The sequence below is a fragment of the Rhizobium sp. AG207R genome (assembly GCF_027109195.1).
Classification (GTDB): Bacteria; Pseudomonadota; Alphaproteobacteria; order Rhizobiales; family Rhizobiaceae; genus Rhizobium; species Rhizobium dioscoreae.
On record NZ_JAEPVT010000003.1, the window covers coordinates 120,948 to 139,079 of the forward strand.

Annotated in this window: 16 protein-coding genes; 3 read left to right on the plus strand and 13 right to left on the minus strand. The window is 59.7% G+C overall.

Features of this window, described 5'->3' with window-relative positions; all coding sequences use genetic code 11:
* Positions 1 to 3 precede the first annotated feature (3 nt).
* Positions 4 to 795 (minus strand): hypothetical protein, encoded by a 792-nt coding sequence (locus JJQ51_RS08090; protein ID WP_269244520.1) that lies wholly within the window; start codon positions 793 to 795, stop codon positions 4 to 6.
* 398 nt (positions 796 to 1,193) lie between these two features.
* Here JJQ51_RS08090 and JJQ51_RS08095 point away from each other — a divergent pair, with 398 nt between their 5' ends.
* Positions 1,194 to 1,391, plus strand: a complete 198-nt coding sequence (locus tag JJQ51_RS08095) for a hypothetical protein (protein WP_269244521.1) — start codon at positions 1,194 to 1,196, stop codon at positions 1,389 to 1,391.
* Positions 1,392 to 1,524: 133 nt separating this feature from the next.
* On the opposite strand, the gene JJQ51_RS08100 is transcribed toward JJQ51_RS08095, so the two are convergent.
* From JJQ51_RS08100 to JJQ51_RS08110, 3 genes are read right to left on the minus strand one after another with little or no spacing between them, the layout of a single operon-like run.
* Positions 1,525 to 2,646 (minus strand): mandelate racemase/muconate lactonizing enzyme family protein, encoded by a 1,122-nt coding sequence (locus tag JJQ51_RS08100; RefSeq protein ID WP_269244522.1) that lies wholly within the window; start codon positions 2,644 to 2,646, stop codon positions 1,525 to 1,527.
* A 21-nt stretch (positions 2,647 to 2,667) separates the two neighbouring features.
* Positions 2,668 to 4,167 (minus strand): aldehyde dehydrogenase, encoded by a 1,500-nt coding sequence (locus tag JJQ51_RS08105; protein ID WP_269244523.1) that lies wholly within the window; start codon positions 4,165 to 4,167, stop codon positions 2,668 to 2,670.
* A 1-nt stretch (position 4,168) separates the two neighbouring features.
* On the minus strand, positions 4,169 to 5,314 hold the full coding sequence (locus JJQ51_RS08110; RefSeq protein ID WP_269244524.1) for an iron-containing alcohol dehydrogenase: 1,146 nt from the start codon (positions 5,312 to 5,314) through the stop codon (positions 4,169 to 4,171).
* Positions 5,315 to 5,430: 116 nt separating this feature from the next.
* On the opposite strand from JJQ51_RS08110, the gene JJQ51_RS08115 reads away from it, so the two are divergent.
* The gene (locus JJQ51_RS08115) at positions 5,431 to 6,330 is read left to right on the plus strand and encodes a LysR substrate-binding domain-containing protein (RefSeq protein WP_269244525.1); all 900 of its coding nucleotides are present in this window, start codon (positions 5,431 to 5,433) and stop codon (positions 6,328 to 6,330) included.
* A 337-nt stretch (positions 6,331 to 6,667) separates the two neighbouring features.
* On the opposite strand, the gene JJQ51_RS08120 is transcribed toward JJQ51_RS08115, so the two are convergent.
* The 6 genes from JJQ51_RS08120 to JJQ51_RS08145 form a co-directional block, all read right to left on the minus strand.
* Complete coding sequence (locus JJQ51_RS08120) at positions 6,668 to 7,075, minus strand: F0F1 ATP synthase subunit epsilon (protein ID WP_095436050.1); 408 nt, start codon at positions 7,073 to 7,075, stop codon at positions 6,668 to 6,670.
* Between the two features lie 77 nt (positions 7,076 to 7,152).
* The gene (atpD, locus tag JJQ51_RS08125) at positions 7,153 to 8,583 is read right to left on the minus strand and encodes a F0F1 ATP synthase subunit beta (RefSeq protein ID WP_269244526.1); all 1,431 of its coding nucleotides are present in this window, start codon (positions 8,581 to 8,583) and stop codon (positions 7,153 to 7,155) included.
* A gap of 24 nt (positions 8,584 to 8,607) precedes the next feature.
* Entirely contained in the window at positions 8,608 to 9,492 is an 885-nt protein-coding gene (locus JJQ51_RS08130) for a F0F1 ATP synthase subunit gamma (protein WP_015341388.1), read from the minus strand.
* Positions 9,493 to 9,521: 29 nt separating this feature from the next.
* Positions 9,522 to 11,051 carry a F0F1 ATP synthase subunit alpha gene (gene atpA / locus JJQ51_RS08135; RefSeq protein ID WP_113333649.1) on the minus strand — a complete coding sequence of 510 codons (1,530 nt, stop codon included), beginning with the start codon at positions 11,049 to 11,051 and terminating at the stop codon, positions 9,522 to 9,524.
* Positions 11,051 to 11,617 (minus strand): F0F1 ATP synthase subunit delta, encoded by a 567-nt coding sequence (locus JJQ51_RS08140; RefSeq protein ID WP_069613404.1) that lies wholly within the window; start codon positions 11,615 to 11,617, stop codon positions 11,051 to 11,053. The genes atpA and JJQ51_RS08140 overlap by 1 nt, the downstream gene beginning before the upstream one ends.
* A gap of 262 nt (positions 11,618 to 11,879) precedes the next feature.
* A complete protein-coding gene (locus JJQ51_RS08145; RefSeq protein WP_145636119.1) occupies positions 11,880 to 12,263 on the minus strand; it encodes an AGROH133_08824 family phage infection protein in 384 nt (127 codons plus the stop codon).
* A 257-nt stretch (positions 12,264 to 12,520) separates the two neighbouring features.
* Here JJQ51_RS08145 and JJQ51_RS08150 point away from each other — a divergent pair, with 257 nt between their 5' ends.
* The gene (locus tag JJQ51_RS08150; protein ID WP_269244527.1) at positions 12,521 to 13,576 is read left to right on the plus strand and encodes a nucleotidyltransferase family protein; all 1,056 of its coding nucleotides are present in this window, start codon (positions 12,521 to 12,523) and stop codon (positions 13,574 to 13,576) included.
* Between the two features lie 2 nt (positions 13,577 to 13,578).
* Here the strand turns inward: JJQ51_RS08150 and JJQ51_RS08155 are convergent, their stop codons facing one another.
* The 3 genes from JJQ51_RS08155 to JJQ51_RS08165 are packed head-to-tail and all read right to left on the minus strand — an operon-like array spanning position 13,579 to position 17,966.
* Positions 13,579 to 15,810: a primosomal protein N' gene (locus JJQ51_RS08155; protein WP_269244528.1), complete on the minus strand. Its 2,232-nt coding sequence runs from the start codon at positions 15,808 to 15,810 to the stop codon at positions 13,579 to 13,581.
* A gap of 49 nt (positions 15,811 to 15,859) precedes the next feature.
* Positions 15,860 to 16,996 carry an AAA family ATPase gene (locus JJQ51_RS08160; RefSeq protein ID WP_269244529.1) on the minus strand — a complete coding sequence of 379 codons (1,137 nt, stop codon included), beginning with the start codon at positions 16,994 to 16,996 and terminating at the stop codon, positions 15,860 to 15,862.
* 25 nt (positions 16,997 to 17,021) lie between these two features.
* Positions 17,022 to 17,966 carry a GNAT family N-acetyltransferase gene (locus tag JJQ51_RS08165; protein WP_269244530.1) on the minus strand — a complete coding sequence of 315 codons (945 nt, stop codon included), beginning with the start codon at positions 17,964 to 17,966 and terminating at the stop codon, positions 17,022 to 17,024.
* Positions 17,967 to 18,132 lie beyond the last annotated feature (166 nt).

An 18,132-nucleotide genomic window follows, 5' to 3' on the forward strand; every position in this document is an offset into this window, starting at 1 on the left:
TGCTCAATCAAAAATGCTACCTGACTCTCCTTCTTTGCGGTCCACAAGTGGCTCCTTTTGTAGCATGGGCTTAAGCGCATTAATCGTAGCTATCAGCTCATCCGCTTCGACTTGGTTTGTGATAACACCCCCAAGCCAAATTTTCTTTTGAGAAAAGCTAATATCGGCACCTGTGACTAAGGGCATTTCTCTCGAATTTCCGAGAATTGGTTTCTCCGCCGCTCGCGACGTCTCCGATGGCGTTAGGTCTTGCACTTTCGAACTCTCTTCAACTCTCTGATTTACAACAGATTCTTCCACAGTTGGCTGCCGAAGTGAATTACTATCGCTTTCAATCTTATTCTCCAAGTAGGAGAAAGTTTCTTGAAAGGCACGAACTGCCGCAGGGATGGCGGCATGGGTAAAGTCCTGCTTAATCAGAAATGATTGCAATGCATTTGCTGACGGACGACCATCGGTGAAACGGTCCATAATTCTTTGAAAAAGCTCCGGCTTGTTTACCGCCTGCTTTAGTGCATCTTGATAAGACTGCCGATCATCCGGATATAAAAGATCGACGGCCAACGGCGTCACCCGAACTTCGCTCTTACCGGCTTTATCAAGAAGCCCATACTGGCTTAAATCAGAGAGTACGGTTGCCGATCTACCAGAAATTCCCGTATATCCCATCGCCTTAGCGGCAACCTCTCGGTCGATCGGATTCGTGCGCTCGACTTGATGTATTTTCCTAACGAGTTCAAGGGCATATTCAATTGAGGTGCTGGGATAACTGGGGCTTCTTGATCGGGCGACCATTCGGTTTTCCTTTGAGTATGCGATATACCTACGCAGGCAATATTATACTCTTTTCAAGGAATAAGAAAGAGATTGAGATCGCGGAAGAATAATTTCTTGACGCGAATAAATAAATATGGCGATATACGATTACCGCATCCGAGTCGCGGTGGATCGGAGGTGAAATGCTTATAGCTATAGCCGGACGGCGCAATGAGCGCCGCGCAGTCTGGCAGTAACGAAAAGGGCCACAATACAATTCGGATTGCAGCCGATTGCAAAGTGGCCCGTGGCGTCAGCGGACAAGCCCTACCCGCTGGGCGGGATACCGGACGTGCCTATCTAACAGCGTTGCAGCGGTAGATTCGCATTTCTAGGTCCCTGCTTCAAGGGTTTTTTTGAAGAAGTGGACACACCATATGCACGACCGTAAGGTCACTCCCGATATTGTTCCGATCATCAAATTGGCTCGCATCAAGCAGATTCCTTACTCTTGGATTTCAGGTTACTATAAAGGCCTGAATTTCGGACGTATTGCGGATGTGATGTCAGGGCGGCTCTACCCGGATATTCCTCCGGCGGAGCATCTTCCTCCGGATTTTCCCACAGCGGTTTAGAAGCAATAGAATAAAGGGCGGTCCACATCGACCGCCCTCTTCTTTCTTCGACTTAGACTTCGTGATCGTTCACTTCGGTCTGCATCCGACCAGCCGATCATTAGTCGGGATTATTCCGCGTGTGCGACATACTTCAAACACGCGTCGCCTTCAGCCGCTCCTCATCCAGAACGATGCCGAGGCCTGGTGCGGCGCCGAGATCCAGCCAGCCGGCCTCATGCTTGAGCGGCGAGGCCATCGGATAATCACGGCGCGCTTCACTCCATTCCGGATTATCATAGGGATATTCGAGCCAGGCGGCATCGGCGACGCCGGCGGTCAGATGTGCATTGGCGAGCACCCCGATGCCGTTCGTCCAGGAATGCGGCGTGAACTGCACGCCCGCCTCGCGCGCCTGATAGGCGAGCCGCCGGCAACCGGTGATGCCACCAACGAGCGCAACATCGGGCTGGATGACATCGAAGGCACGCTCCTCGATGATATCGCGGAACTCGTAGAGCTCGCGCGTCATCTCGCCGCCGACGATGCGCACCGAAGTTGCCTGCTTCAATTCCTTCATGCCCTTGCGGTCGGAGCGGTGAAGCGGCTCTTCCATCCAGTAGACGCCGAGCCGCTCCAGTTCCCTCGCAACAGCGAGTGCGTCCTTGAAGGTCCATGGCAGGGTCGTATCCCAGGGCATGCGCCAACCCTGATTGCAGTCGACCATCAGCTCAAGCCGATCGCCGACGCGGGCGCGGATCGCTTCCAACGCCTTGACATCCTCGCGCCAACCGCCGCGGCCGCCCGAGGATGAGGAGAAGCGCACCTTCATGGCCGGAAAGCCCTCGTCGATATAGCGCTCGGCTTGATCGGCCATGGCAGACGGCTCGCGCAACACGCCGGAGGAGGCATAGAGCCGCACGCGGCTGGCGCGGCCACCGAGCAACCGCCAGACAGGCTCGCCGGTGATCTTGCCGGAGAGGTCCCATAGCGCCAGATCCATTGGCCAGCAGCGGCCATAATGGAAATTGATGTGCGACAGGACTTCATAATGCCGTTCGACATGCCGGGGATCCTGCCCGATGAACAGATCCTCATGCCCCTCGAAACCCTTCATCAGGTCGCCGGAGCCGATGCCTTCGCGACCCTCATCATCCCTGACGCGCACAATGGTCGCATCGAAATGCCGGCGCGGACGGCCATCCCAGCTCGCCTTGAACGCCGGATCGAGCGGCAGGCGGTGATGGGTGGTCTCGATGGAAACGATCTTGCTCATGGTCGTGCCTCCCTACAAACCTCAGCCGAACTGCTGCCAGATCGTCTTGTAATCGCAATATTTGTCGATCGCGTGCACCGAGCGGTCCCGGCCGAAACCAGACTGCTTGAAGCCGCCGAACGGCGTCGCGAAATTCGACATGTCATAGGTGTTGATCCACACTGTACCCGCGTGGATAGCCTCGGAGAAGCGATGAGCGCGATCCATGTCCCTGGTGAAGACGGCGCCGGCAAGCCCATAGATCGTGTCGTTGGCGATCTTCAGTGCCTCCTCCTCAGTATCGAAGGGGATGGCGGCGAGCACGGGGCCGAAGATTTCCTGCCGCGCCAGGCTCATGTCGTTGGTCATGTCGACGAAGACGCCCGGCGAGACATAATAACCGCCGGTCTCGCTCAGGACACGCTCGGCGCCGAAGGCACGCCGCGCCCCCTCCTTCTCGCCGGCCGCGATCATCGCCAGCACCTTGTTCATATGCTCTTCCTCAATCAGCGCACCAATCTGTGCCGAAGGATCGAGCGGATGCTTGAGGGCGATATCGGAGCGGGTGACCGCTTCAATCTTCTCGATCAGTCTGTCCTGCACTGAACGCTGCACGATCAGGCGCGTCGAGGCATGGCAAGTCTCGCCGGAATTGTAGAAGCAGCCCCAGGCAGCGGCGACGGCAGCCGCATCGAGATCGGCATCTTCGAAGACGACCAGCGGCGACTTGCCGCCAAGCTCCAGCGCCACGCGTTTGACGTTCGATTGCGCCGCATAACCCATGATCAGCTTGCCGACTTCGGTGGAGCCGGTAAAGGCGATCATGTCGACATCCATGTGCAGCGCCAGTGGCTTGCCGGTCTCTTCGCCATAGCCCGTGACCACATTGAAGACGCCAGCCGGCAGGCCGGCTTCGATCGCGAGTTCGGCAAGCCTAATCGCCGAAAGCGAGGACTGTTCGGCCGGCTTCAGCACGACGGAATTGCCAGCCGCAATCGCCGGCCCCAGCTTCCAGGCATCGATGATCATCGGATAGTTCCAGGGCGTGATCGCCCCGACGACGCCAAGCGGCACCTTGCGCACCAAAGCTCGCGCATTCGGGCCGGTCGGCGCGATCTCGTCATACATCTTGTCGATCATTTCGCCATAGAACTGGATGCCGTCGGCGCAAAGGCGCACATCGACACCAAGCGACGCCATGACCGGTTTGCCGACATCGATCGTCTCGAGCATGGCGAGTTCATCACCATGGGCGCAAATGAGCTCCGCCCATTTCAGCATGATCTTCTTCTTCTCCAGCGGCTCCTTCTTGCGCCAGATACCGCTTTCGAAGGCGGCGCGGGCGGAGGCGACAGCGGCGTCGATATCGGCGGCATTGCCGCGCGCAAGCTCAGCGCCGGGCTTGCCGTCCATCGGCCGGATGCGAATGAAGGTTTCGCCCGAAGCGGCGGCTCGATGGGCGCCGTTGATGAAATGACGACCTTCTGGCTTGAGGCCGGACAGAACGCTCTCCCAATAGTCGCGCGTATAATTCTTGGTCATCTCAAATTCCTTTCGGCAGCGCCATGACGGCGGCGGCAAACCGGTCGATATCGGCATCCGTCACATCACGGATCGTCGAGCGCCGCATGGGCTGGTTTTCGGTTGCGCGCATCTCGCGGGCGAGATCGGTTTCGTCGAACGGCTTGAACGCAGCCGGCAGCGCACGCACGATGCCGCAGCGGTCCATCCACTCCGAGACGAAAGCTGGAAGTTCGGCGGCGCTATCGAGGCCGCAAGCCTTGGCTGCGGCGTTCAGATCTGCGGTATCCGCTTCGACGAGCCATGGCAGCGTCACTTCGAAGCCGAGCGCCGTCGCAAGCCCGTGATGGACAGGGCCGAGGCCCGCCAGCGCATGGCTGATATTGTGGGCGATCGCCGTGCCGCAATTGTCGATGGCAATGCCGCCAAAGCAGGAGCCAAGCAGCACGTCGCCGCGAGCTGCCATATCGTCGGGCTGCTTGACGGCCGTCTCCAGCGCACCGGCCAGCAGCCGCAGCGCCTGATGCGCGTAGAATTGCGCGCCGCGATGCGTGTTGCGGTTCGTGGCTGCTTCGAAAGCATGGATGAAGGCATCGAGGCCGCACCATGCCGTCAGGCTGGCGGGCAAGGTCTTCGTCAGCGTGGGATCGAGGATGACGAGATCGGCCTTCGTCTCCGGACCCCAGATCCAGAGCTTCTTGCCCTCAGGCCCGGCAAAGATATTCGTAGCCGATGTCTCCGAACCTGTCCCCGCAGTGGTCGGGATCATGATCTTCTTCAGCGGATTTTTCGGCAGCGGATTGGCGGCCAGCGCGTAGTGCATGGGATCCTCGCCGGAGGCGATGCAGCAGGCAACGATCTTGCCGATATCGAGCGCCGAGCCGCCGCCGATGCCGATCACCATGTTGGCCCCGTGCCCCGCTGCGATCGCCGCATGCAGATGCGTAAGCTTCGGCTCACCGGCAAAATCGGAGAAGACCTGCGTTCTCACGCCCACTTCGGCAAGCTCGGCGCTGACCTTGGCAGCAAGGCCCGACTGCGCCAAGAAGGCATCGATCACCAGGAGAACGGTGCTGACGCCATCGAAGGATTTGACCGCAGCGGGAAGGCCAGAGAGCGCACCCTCGCCGAAATGAATGTCTGGGATGGCGGAAATGGAAAAGGACACGCAGGATCACCTTGGAGAAGCGGCTGATTTGATGTCATAATCCTGCATCACAATTTCAGATCTTCAAATCCGGGCAATTATCGGGAATATTGATGATCTGAAGTTATGGAGACCCGATGCTAGAAAAAATCCCGCTTGAGGCCTTCCGCGTGTTCGACGCGGCAGCGCGCGCCATGAATTTCTCCCGCGCCGGCCGCGAGCTCAACATCACCCAAGCCGCCGTCAGCCGCCGCATCAAGGGGCTGGAAGATCATCTCGGCGCGACGCTCTTTACTCGGCGCGGCCGAAATCTGGCGCTGACACCGGACGGCGAGCGGCTATTCCAGCGCGTCCGCGCCACGCTGGAATATCTGGAAGAAAGCCTGGAGCCCTTTCGCACAGGAACAGGCGAAATCATCTCGATTGCGGCGAGCGGCTCGATCTCCCATCTCTGGCTCGGGCAGCGGCTGCGGGATTTCGGCAAGGAGAGCCCCGGCATCTCAGTCCGCCTGCTGACGACGGATGTGCACTCCGAACTCGCCTCGGAGAACAACGATCTCATCATCATCTATTCCACCGGCGAGCACCCGCGCTGGAGCCTGACGCCGCTCTTGAAGGAAGTGCTGGTGCCGGTCGCCTCGCCGGATTACCTGGCGGCCCGCGGTCTCGACCCGCAGGCACTGACGGCGGTCGACATTGCCGGGCTCGATCTCATCGACTACGAACGCGCCAATGCCCATTGGATCAGTTTCCGTCAATGGTTCGGCCGCGTCGGTGACCCCTTGAAGGGCAAGCTGCCGCGACCGCGCCTGTCCTTCTCGACCTACATCATGGCGGTGGAAGCAGCACTTAGGGGCGAAGGTATCGCGCTCGGCAGCCTCGGTCTCATAGAGGAATATCTACAAGCAGGCACCCTCGTCACCGTCGGCAACGACCGTGTCGAGAGCGGCTTTGGGTATTATCTCGGCGCACCGCGCTTCCGTTCGTTGTCTCCCGAGGCGGCGCAGCTGCACCGGTTCCTGCTGGAAGGGCAGTAGGTCTGATGCGGCTTCGGGGGAATCGCCTCAATGCCTTCGCGTCGAGAGATGACAGATGCGGTCGCTCACCATCCGTTCTCTTGGTTCGAGGCTGCAGCCCCATTCGACAAGCTCATGGGGGCTTTCGCACCTCACCATGAGGACTGATCTTGCGTGGCTCTCCACGGGGCTCTGGCGTGGCTCACTGCGTGCTTGCTCCACCTCATGGTGAGGTGCAGCGCCGTTAAGCGGAGCGAAAACGGTGTTGCCTCGAACCACGAGGTGGCCTCTGGGCCTTCCAACAAAAAAGCGGCCCACAGGGACCGCTTTCATCTCACTCATCGATGTTCGGACCACATCAATCCTGCGGGATCGAGCCGCGCAGATGCGAGAGTTCCATGATGAAGTGCTCCAGGCGCGACTTGTGCTCATGATGCTCGGCATCTTCAAGCTCGGCCTTGGCGGCATTGATGCGGCGGTCCAGCTCGTCGCGGCTCATGTCTTCGACCGGAACGGCGGATTCGGCGAGCAGCGTGCAGCCGGTCGGCAGAATGTCGGCGAAGCCGCCGAAAACCACGTAGTCCTGCTTCTTGCCCGAAGCCGAATGCACCTTGACGACACCAGGCTTGATCGTGGTCATGGTCGGCGCATGGTTCGCCATGACGGTCATCTCGCCTTCGCTGGCGGGGATGACGACATCGATGACCTGTTCCGACAGCAGCAGACGCTCCGGAGAAACCAGTTCGAAATTGAAATTGTCAGCCATGGCCCGTCACTTCTCGATTGTCTTATTCGCAAGGCAAGGGCGCGCGGACAATGCCGCGCGCCGATGGATTGGCCTGATTAGGCGGCCAGCTTCTTGGCCTTTTCGATCGCTTCGTCGATCGAGCCGACCATGTAGAAGGCAGCTTCCGGCAGGTGGTCGTATTCGCCATTGACCAGGCCCTTGAAGCCCTTGATCGTGTCTTCGAGAGCGACGAGCTTGCCCGGCGAACCGGTGAAGACTTCGGCGACGAAGAACGGCTGCGACAGGAAGCGCTCGATCTTGCGGGCGCGGGCAACAGCCAGCTTGTCGTCTTCGGACAGCTCGTCCATGCCCAGGATGGCGATGATGTCCTGCAGGGCCTTGTAGCGCTGCAGCGTCGACTGAACCTTACGGGCAACCTCGTAGTGCTCTTCGCCGACGACCATCGGGTCGAGCATGCGCGAGGTGGAGTCGAGCGGGTCGACGGCCGGGTAGATGCCCTTTTCAGCGATCGAGCGCGACAGAACGGTCGTTGCGTCCAGGTGGGCGAACGAGGTTGCCGGTGCCGGGTCGGTCAAGTCGTCGGCCGGAACGTAAATGGCCTGAACCGAGGTGATCGAGCCCGTCGTCGTCGTCGTGATGCGTTCCTGCATCTGGCCCATGTCGGTTGCGAGCGTCGGCTGATAGCCCACGGCCGAAGGAATACGGCCGAGCAGAGCCGACACTTCCGAACCTGCCTGGGTGAAGCGGAAGATGTTGTCGACGAAGAACAGAACGTCCTGACCTTCATCGCGGAAGTTTTCAGCAACAGTCAGACCGGTCAGAGCGACGCGAGCGCGGGCGCCCGGCGGTTCGTTCATCTGGCCGTAAACGAGCGCGGCCTTGGAGCCTTCGCCGCCACCGTGCTTGTTGACGCCCGATTCGATCATTTCGTGGTAAAGGTCGTTGCCTTCGCGGGTACGCTCACCCACGCCTGCAAACACCGAGTAACCACCGTGCGCCTTGGCGACGTTGTTGATCAGTTCCATGATGAGAACGGTCTTGCCAACGCCGGCGCCGCCGAACAGGCCGATCTTGCCGCCCTTTGCATAAGGGGCGAGCAGGTCGACGACCTTGATGCCGGTGACGAGGATCTGCGCTTCCGTGGACTGCTCAACGTAGGACGGAGCATCCTGGTGGATGGCGCGCTTCTTGGAGGTGTTCAGCGGACCTGCTTCGTCGACCGGCTCGCCGATGACGTTCATGATACGGCCCAGCGTCTCGTGTCCGACCGGAACCGAAATTGGTGCGCCCGTGTCCTTGACCGGCTGACCGCGAACCAGACCTTCGGTCGAGTCCATGGCAATGGTGCGGACGGAATTTTCGCCGAGGTGCTGTGCGACTTCGAGAACCAGACGATTGCCGTTATTGTCGGTTTCAAGCGCGTTCAGGATCGCCGGGAGCTCGCCGTCGAAAGCAACGTCCACAACGGCGCCGATAACCTGAGTAACCTTACCGACAGAACCTGCGGGGGTAGCTGCGTCAGCCATATTCTTACCCTCTTTTCCCTAACCTCAGAGCGCTTCCGCGCCCGAAATGATTTCAATCAATTCCTTGGTGATCTGTGCCTGGCGCTGACGGTTATAGTTCAGCGTCAGCTTGTTGATCATCTCACCAGCGTTGCGCGTCGCATTGTCCATCGCGCTCATCTTGGCGCCCATCTCGCCGGCGACGTTTTCGAGCAACGCGCGGAAGATCTGGACGGAGATGTTGCGCGGGATCAGGTCCGCGAGGATCGAAGCCGCATCCGGCTCGTATTCGTAGACGGCGCCCTTGTGGGCTGCATCTTCTTCGACGACGGCGGGAGCCGAAGCCGGAATGAGCTGCTGTGCCGTCGGGATCTGGCTGATCACCGACTTGAATTCGGAATAGAACAGCGTGCAGACATCGAATTCGCCGGCTTCGAACATCTCGATGATGCGCTTGCCGATGGCGTCGGCATTGTCGAAACCGATGCGCTTGACGTCGCGCAATTCCTTGCGCTCGACGATCAGCGATGCGTATTCGCGGCGAAGGACGTCATAACCCTTCTTGCCGACGGTGAAGATCTTTACCGTCTTGCCTTCCGCCAGAAGCTTGCGGGCATGGTCACGGGCAAAACGCGAAATCTGCGAATTGAAACCGCCGCACAGACCGCGCTCGGCCGTGCAGACGACGAGCAGATGCACATCGCTCTTGCCGGTTCCGGTCATCAGCAGCGGCGCGCCGTCAGCATCGCTGACGGCAGCCGAGATGTTGGCCAGAACAGCGGCCATGCGCTGCGAATAAGGCCGGGCGGCCTCGGCCGCCTCCTGCGCACGCCGAAGCTTCGCCGCGGCGACCATTTTCATCGCCTTGGTGATCTTCTGCGTCGCCTTGACGGAGGCGATCCGGTTTTTCAGATCCTTGAGTGAAGGCATCCTTGGTCCGTCCTAGAGCTTGGGCCCGATTACGCGAAAGACTTGGCGAAGCTGTCGAGAGCAGCAGTGAGCTTACCCTTCGTCGCGTCGCTGATGGCCTTTTCGTTACGGATGGTATCGAGGATGTCCTTGCCTTCCGAGCGGAGGTACGACAGCAGGCCCTGTTCGAACTTGCCGACCTGAGCAACAGGCAGCTTATCGAGATAGCCGTTGACGCCGGCGAAGATCACCGCAACCTGCTCTTCCGTCTTCAGCGGCGAGAACTGCGGCTGCTTCAGGAGTTCGGTCAGGCGAGCACCGCGGTTCAGCAGGCGCTGCGTTGCGGCATCGAGGTCGGAACCGAACTGGGCGAAGGCGGCCATTTCGCGATACTGGGCGAGTTCACCCTTGATCGAGCCTGCAACCTGCTTCATCGCCTTGATCTGAGCCGACGAACCGACGCGCGAAACCGAGAGACCGACGTTAACGGCCGGACGGATGCCCTGATAGAACAGGTCGGTTTCGAGGAAGATCTGGCCGTCGGTGATCGAGATCACGTTGGTCGGAATGAAGGCCGAAACGTCGTTGCCCTGCGTTTCGATGACCGGCAGAGCGGTAAGCGAACCAGCGCCCTTCTCGTCGTTCATCTTTGCTGCGCGCTCGAGGAGGCGCGAGTGCAGATAGAAAACGTCGCCCGGATAAGCTTCGCGGCCCGGCGGGCGGCGCAGCAGCAGCGACATCTGACGGTAAGCAACGGCCTGCTTGGAGAGGTCGTCATAGCCGATCAGGGCATGCTGGGCATTGTCACGGAAGTATTCACCCATGGCGCAGCCGGCAAACGGAGCCAGGAACTGCATCGGAGCCGGATCGGAAGCGGTCGCCGCAACGATGATCGAGTACTTCAGGGCGCCGCGCTCTTCGAGCACCTTGACGAACTGGGCGACGGTGGAGCGCTTCTGGCCGACGGCGACGTAAACGCAGAAGAGCTTTTCGCTGTCCGGACCGTTATCCTGGATGGACTTCTGGTTCAGGATCGTGTCGAGGATGATCGCAGTCTTGCCGGTCTGGCGGTCGCCGATAACAAGCTCGCGCTGGCCGCGGCCAACCGGGATCAGAGCGTCGATGGCCTTGAGGCCGGTCGACATGGGCTCATGAACCGACTTGCGCGGAATGATACCCGGAGCCTTGACGTCGACGCGCGAACGGCGGGTCGCATTGATCGGGCCTTTGCCGTCGATCGGGTTGCCGAGCGCGTCGACAACGCGGCCGAGAAGTTCCGGACCGACCGGAACGTCAACGATCGCGCCGGTGCGCTTGACGGTGTCGCCTTCCTTGATGTCACGGTCGGAGCCGAAGATAACGACACCGACGTTGTCGGCTTCGAGGTTCAGCGCCATGCCGCGGATGCCGCCGGGGAATTCGACCATTTCGCCGGCCTGAACATTGTCCAGACCGTAGACGCGGGCGATACCGTCACCGACGGAGAGAACCTGGCCGACTTCGGAGACTTCAGCTTCCTTGCCGAAGTTTTTGATCTGATCTTTCAGAATTGCGGAAATTTCCGCGGCGCGGATATCCATCAGCCGACCTCTTTCAATGCAAGCTTAAGGGTGGAGAGTTTGGTGCGAAGGGACGTATCGATCTGACGCGAACCGACCTTGACGATCAGACCACCAAGGATCGACGGATCGACGGTGACGGCAATCGTCACGTCCTTGCCGGTGACGCCCTTCAGCGCCGCCTTCAATTCATCTTCCTGCGCAGGAGTGAGCGCATGGGCCGAGGTAACCTCGGCGGAAATCTCGCCGCGATGCTGGGCGGCGATGATGCGGAAAGCCTTGATCATGCCCGGCAGCGCAAAAAGGCGCCGGTTGCTGGCCACAAGCTTCAGAAAATTGGTGACATAGGCGCCAAAGCCGGCCTTCTTTGCCAGCGCTTCGATCGCGCCGACCTGCTCTTCAGCCGAAAAAACCGGGCTGAGGACGAAGCGCTTCAGATCATCGCTTTCGTCGAGCATGGCTTGGAACCGATCGAGATCGGCTGCCACTGCCGGCACGGCACCCTCTTCAAGAGCCAATTCGAACAGCGACGAGGCATATCGTTCTGCAACGCCAGAAACATGCTGGGATGTGTCTGCCACGGGCACAAAATTCCCTGATTTCAACCCAAGAACCAAACTTCCGGGTGACGGAAGCGATATGCCCTTGAATTCGTTTTGATTTCCCCCAGAAATCAGCAGGAGCGCGCTCCTGCCTCATCCGAAATTCGGGGTTCGTCTAACATAGGATATTGAGACTCGCAACACGCGTATTCGACGAATACGCCATTCGGGCGAATTTATGATGGCAAAATTTAAAAAGCATGGGGATAGCACAGGCAAAAATGGCCGCGCCGGAGCCGTTTTCGGCTCAAATATAGCCAAGACCATAGAGAAAAGGTAGCGCCGCAAGAATCGCCTGCACAACCAGAAGGAGAAGGCTCAAAAATACACTGCCCCGATCGGACATGAGCGACAGGATGCGACCGAACGCCGCGACACCGAAGGAGGCGCCGAGCGCGAGATAGATCATCGGCTGCGCCAGGAGGATCGCCACCAGCCCGAAACCGACCATGAAGCCACCGGCCGAGCGCGCTTCCGCATAGGCCTCCGACCGGCCCTCCTTCACCTGCAGCTTGAGGAAGCGGTAGGTGTAGCCTGGTGCGAACATCAGGAAAAGGCCGATCAGTGCCGTGACGGCAGCCGAACAATAGGCAAGCCGCTCGCCGAATTCTGTCGGAAAATAAAGCTCCATCGGTTTTCCTCAAGTCAGTCAAATCAAATCAATCACAAGGAGAAATCGACATATGACATGAAGCGCGGCGAGAGGGAATACGGCACGAAATGCGCGGGATGAACATGTATAAATATCGCAATTATATGAAAATATTTACATTATCCCTATTTTAGATTATTTTTTGCTGAAAAGGGATAATCCGGCATCGTTGCCAATTTCTTTGCTGGAAATGAGCTTATCCCTTTTCAAGAGAAAAATTTTCTGAAAGGGATAAATTGTTTCATTTCAGTGAATTAAAGAGCGATCAAATAAGGCAGACCATCGATACGGAGCAGGTATTCGAAACCTGGCTCGCCGTAAATGCCGAGCTGTCTCATCGATTTGCAGGCGCCATGGCATGGAAAACGGTTTCCGGACGCGACTACCTTTATCGCAAGGCAAAGACTGCATGGAAATCACTTGGCCCGCGCTCTTTCGACACTGAGCAAACTTACCACCAATTTCATGAGGGCAGAAACGAACGTCGACAGCGCCTGGCCGCATTATCAACCAAGCTCGACGAAATGGCGGCCATCAATCGGGCTATGCGACTTGGCAGAATGCCATTAACAACCGCGCGTATTCTGCGGGCGCTCAATAGGGCCAATCTTATCGGTAGCGCTCTGGATATTGTCGGCACCAATGCGCTTTTTCTCTATGAGAGACTTGGCGGCATCAGGATCGACAGTGGCCTTCTCGCAACCGGCGACATCGATCTGCTTTTCGATGTGCGCGCCAGCCTCAATCTTTTGCGAAGGAATATCGGCGCAGAAGGCTTGATGGGTATCTTACGCACTGCCGACAAATCGTTTCATTCACTTGGTAAGCGGAGTTTCCGCGCCGCAAATAAGGATGGATATCTTGTCGACTTGATCGGCCCCATGCCATCGCATCCCATCAGCAATTCAAGGCCCGCCAGTATTGGTCAGAATGAGGATGATCTGGCCGCCGTCGAGATAGAGGGCCTGCAATGGTTAGTTAATAGCCCTAAGGTGGCAGCTATTGTCCTTGATGAACGCGGCTACCCCGTACAATATACCTGCCCCGATCCTAGAAGTTTTGCCTTGCACAAGCTTTGGCTTTCACGCCGGGAAGATCGCGACCCCTTGAAGAAACTCCGCGATGAAGCGCAGGCTCATGCGGTCGCAAACATGATAGGCCGTTATCTGCCGCACCTTCGATTTGACGACCCCGTACTCGGCGCTATCCCGAAGGGCCTGCGAAAGCTGTCCCATGAGTTGGAACACACAGCGTCGAAGTCGCCAGACGATAAAATCGAACCGAATTGGTAACTTCATAAGAAGCTTTGCGGATCAATATCGAGCTGCACTTGCACGGAGCCGCGCTCTTTCGGTGATTGCGCCAGCATCGCGCGCAGAAAGCCCTGCATGTCGGAATTGCGCCTGCCATGCACCAGCAGCCGGAAGCGATGGCGGCCGCGTACCAGCGCGATCGGCGCTTCGGCAGGACCCAACACCGAAATGCCCGAAACCTGCGGCGCCGCATTGCGCATGCCGCGCGCATGGGTCTCGGCATCCTGCCTGCTGTCGGCCGAAACGATGATCGAGGCAAGCCGGCCGAAGGGTGGCAAGATGGCCCTCTCCCGCTCCGAAATCTCGCGCTCGTAAAAGGCGGTGGCATCGCCGGATACGATCGCCTGCATGACGGGATGCTGCGGCTGGTAGGTCTGCAGCAGACCATGGCTCTTGAGACCGGTTCGCCCGGCGCGTCCCGTCACCTGCGACAGGAGCTGGAACGTCCGCTCGGCAGCGCGCGGATCGCCATTCGCCAGGCCGAGATCGGCATCGACGATGCCGACCAGCGTCATCAGCGGAAAATTGTGCCCCTTGGCGACGAGCTGCGTGCCGATGACGATATCGGCCTCGCCCTTGGCGATGGCGTCGAGCTCCAGCCGCAGTCGCTTGACGCCGCCCATGATGTCGGAAGAGAGCACGATCGTCCGCGCCTCGGGGAAATGCCGCTCCACCTCTTCGGCAATGCGCTCGACGCCCGGGCCGCAGGCAACGAGATGGTCGAGCGTGCCGCATTCGGGGCAGGCCTCCGGCGTGCGCTCGGCATAGCCGCATTGATGGCACTGGATCTGATTGCGGAAGCGATGCTCCACCAGCCAGCTCGAACATTGCGGACACTGGAAGCGATGGCCGCAGACGCGGCAGAGCGTCAACGGCGCATAGCCGCGCCTGTTCAGGAACAACAGCGCCTGCTCGCCCTTGGCAATCGTCTTGCCGATCGCGCGGATCATCACGGGCGAAAGAAAACCGCCGCGTTCCGGCGCATGCCGGCGCATGTCGATCAGATGCAGGTCGGGAAGAGCCGCATCGCCAAAGCGCGTCGGCAGGTGGATCGTCGTGTAGCGCCCGCTCTGGCCATTGACCTGGCTCTCGACCGAAGGCGTCGCCGACACCAGCACGACCGGGAAATCGCCGATGCGGCCGCGCACCACAGCCATATCCCGTGCATTATAATAGACGCGATCCTCCTGCTTGTAGGCAGGATCATGCTCTTCATCGACGACGATCAGCCCGAGATCCTCGAAAGGCAGGAACAGCGCTGAACGCGCCCCGGCCACGACCCTGACTTCGCCGGTAACGGCCTGTCGCCAGACCTTCTCGCGCATGCGCGGCGCAAGATCGGAATGCCATTCTGCCGGCTTGGCGCCGAAGCGATCCTGAAAGCGCTCCAGAAAACTTGCCGTCAACGCGATTTCCGGCAGCAAGATCAGCACCTGCTTGCCGCGCCTCAGCGTTTCGGCGATGGCCTCGAAATAGACCTCCGTCTTGCCGGAACCGGTGACGCCGTCGATCAGGGAAACCGCGAACTCGCCCTTGCGCACATCGGCCAGGATCTCATCGGCAGCATCCTTCTGCGGCCCCTGCAGCCGCGATGCGGTGAATTCCGGATCGGGCTTGGCGACGACGGGTGGCGGCGGCAGGAAGATGGTCTCGAAAATGCCCTGCGCAATCAGCCCGTCGACGACGCTGGTGGAGACACCGGCCGCATGCGCCAAGCCGAGCCGCGTCCACGAAAGCCCATCGGCGGCAATCTCCATCACCTTGGCGCGCGCCGGCGTCATCCGTTCCGGCTGCCCGCCGATGAATCGCAGTCCCTCGACCATCGGTTCGGGATCGAAGGCGGCCGGCGCTCTCAGCGCCATGCGCGCCACCAACCCCGGCGGCGACAGCGTATAGGCGGCAACCCAATCGATGAAATCGCGCATATGCTTGCCGAGCGGCGGGCAATCGAACACATGGCTGATCGGCCGAAGCTTTTTCGGATCGACACCACCATCATCCTCGCCATCCCAGACCACGCCGATCACCTGCCGCGGCCCGAGAGGCACCTGCACGACAGAACCAGGCTCGACCGCCATGCCCTCGGGCACCGCATAGGAATAGGCCCGCGGCGCCGGCATCGGCACGAGAACGGGCACAGTACGGCTCATCACAGGCTTTGCAGGCGCCGCCTCGAAAAGCGCACCGAACAGATCGGAAGAATCTTTGCTCATTGCGCCAGACCATGCCCCGGACGGACGCAAAAGAAAACCCGGATTGCCGCTACTCATCTTCATCATCGATCTCGCCAGTCAGCCGCATGCCGTCGATCCAGGTGGAGCCGTCCTCGCGGATCACCCGGCGCGGCTTCGCGCCGCAGCGCTCGCGAACAGCCTCGGCCAGACGTTCTGAATGGGTGACGATCCAGATCTGGCTCGTCTTTGCGGCCTCAGCGATCATATCGGCAAGCGGCAGCAGCATGTCCGGATGCAGGCTCGCCTCCGGCTCGTTGAGCGCGATCAGCGGCGGTAGGCGGTAGGACATCAAGGCGGCGGCAAGGCCGAGAAAACGGATCTGGCCATCGGAAAGCTCGCGCGGCTGGAAGATGCGGTTGGGAAATTCGGGCAGCATCAGGCCGAAATCCGCCGTTTCCTGTGGCTCCGGCACGACGAGCCTGGCGCCGCCAAGCGCTGCGGCAAGAACCCGGTCCAGCTCCACGGTGTCTTCGCGCGTATGGACGAGGGTTGCGAAAACGGCGGCGATATTGGCGCCATCCTCATCCAGCATGGCAGACGTCACAGCAAGGCAAGGCGCACGCAGCGGCGAGCCGCGATCGGTGCGGAAGCCATGGTAGAATCGCCAGGCGTCGACGGCGCGCCGGAACGTGCCGATCTCCGGAAAATGACCGGCATCGCCCAGGAGTGCGACCGCGGTTTCGGAGGTCAGGGCGTTCTCGGGATACGCCTGCATGCGGCCGCTCTCGCCGCGCACGGAAATGCCGGGGCCATCGCGCTTCATCATCGTCACCGGCCGCCGCCCCGTCTCGACGGAAAGCTCCTCGGCCTTGACTTGCGGCTCCAGTGGAAATCCGGCGGATGCCACGGGCGGCCGCATGCCCGCTTCGATCCAGTAGCGGAAGGTTGCCGCCCGCTCCATGTCGAGCAGCTCGACGTCGAAGCGAATGCGGGCGGACTCATGCGAACGCCGCTTGCCCGACCACATGGCCGAGAACATGCCGCCTTCGCTTGATATCTCATGCGCCAGCCTCCCGCGAACCGCCGCCTGAACGAGCTGCAGGGAGCGATAGAGATTGGACTTACCCACCCCATTTTCGCCGATGAACAGATTGACATCGGAAAGATCCATGCGGATCGAGCGCAGGGAGCGATAATTGCGGGCAAACATGGAGCGAAGCTGCATGCGGAGGGTTTAGCCGATTCCGATATTAAAGAGAATGCGAAACCAGAGGCTCGTCCTGGTTCGGAGGAACAAGCGGCGAGAAGGTTGCATTTCCATCCGCCGCAAGATCGACGACCGTATGCCTCTCCAGCGCCTTCGTCACCTCGTTGACATCGCCGTCCAGATGTTCGACGGGAATGAGATTACCCACGAGGAAATCGAACCGGTCGCCGCGCTTGTTGAGCAGCTCGTGGAACACGGTCATGTCGCGCAGCTCGGTCGACCATTTGGCGAACCAGTAGAACAGGCCGGAATTGCGCGCCGTCAGATTCACCGGCAGGATCGGCAGATTGTATTTACGTGCCAAGCCCACGGCCGAGGTCTTCCACGGGCGTTCATTCAGCCTGCCGTTCGCCCAGTAGGCGATGCGGCCGGACGGGAAGAGCACGGTCACCTTGCCCTCCGCCACGGCGCGGTTGGTCAGCTGCAGCGTCTCGCGCGTCTTTGGCTTGCTCTTATATTCCTCGCGCCACTCCACAGGGATGATCATCTCGGCAAAGCGCGGGTTGACGCGTACCGCATCGCGGTTGGCAAAGATCATCATATCGGGCCGGCGCGACTTCAGAAGATCGAAGACAGCAACGCCATCGGCGATGCCTGTGGGATGATTGCTGACGAGAATGAAACCGCCCTTAGTCGGAATACGATCGGCATGGGTGACGCCGATATCGAGCCGCAGCAGATCGCTCATATATTCGAAGCATTGAAAGCCGGAGAGCTTGGCGACATCGTCGGCGAACTCGATCGCCTTGTTGTAGCGCAGCAGCGTGTAGAGAAACGGGCGCATGAGCGGCCAGAGCGGATTGCGAACGATCTTCTGACCGCGCTCGGCGATGAGAGTATCGACAATATGTCCGGGCTGGCCCTGAGACACCAAAGCGATCGCTTCTGCAAGTTGTCCCAGTGCAGTTATCGAGCCGCGGCGCGCCATGAAGTGTCCTGAATGGTTGGGAGATATTCTATCGCAATCGAATATGATCGAAGCATGACAAGCGCCTCGCATATGGAAGGCGAACCATCCGAGATCCGGAATCGACCCATATGCAGTTTCATTGAAGTCCAGCTACTCCCCGCAGCACGAAGGGAAAACGCGCCGG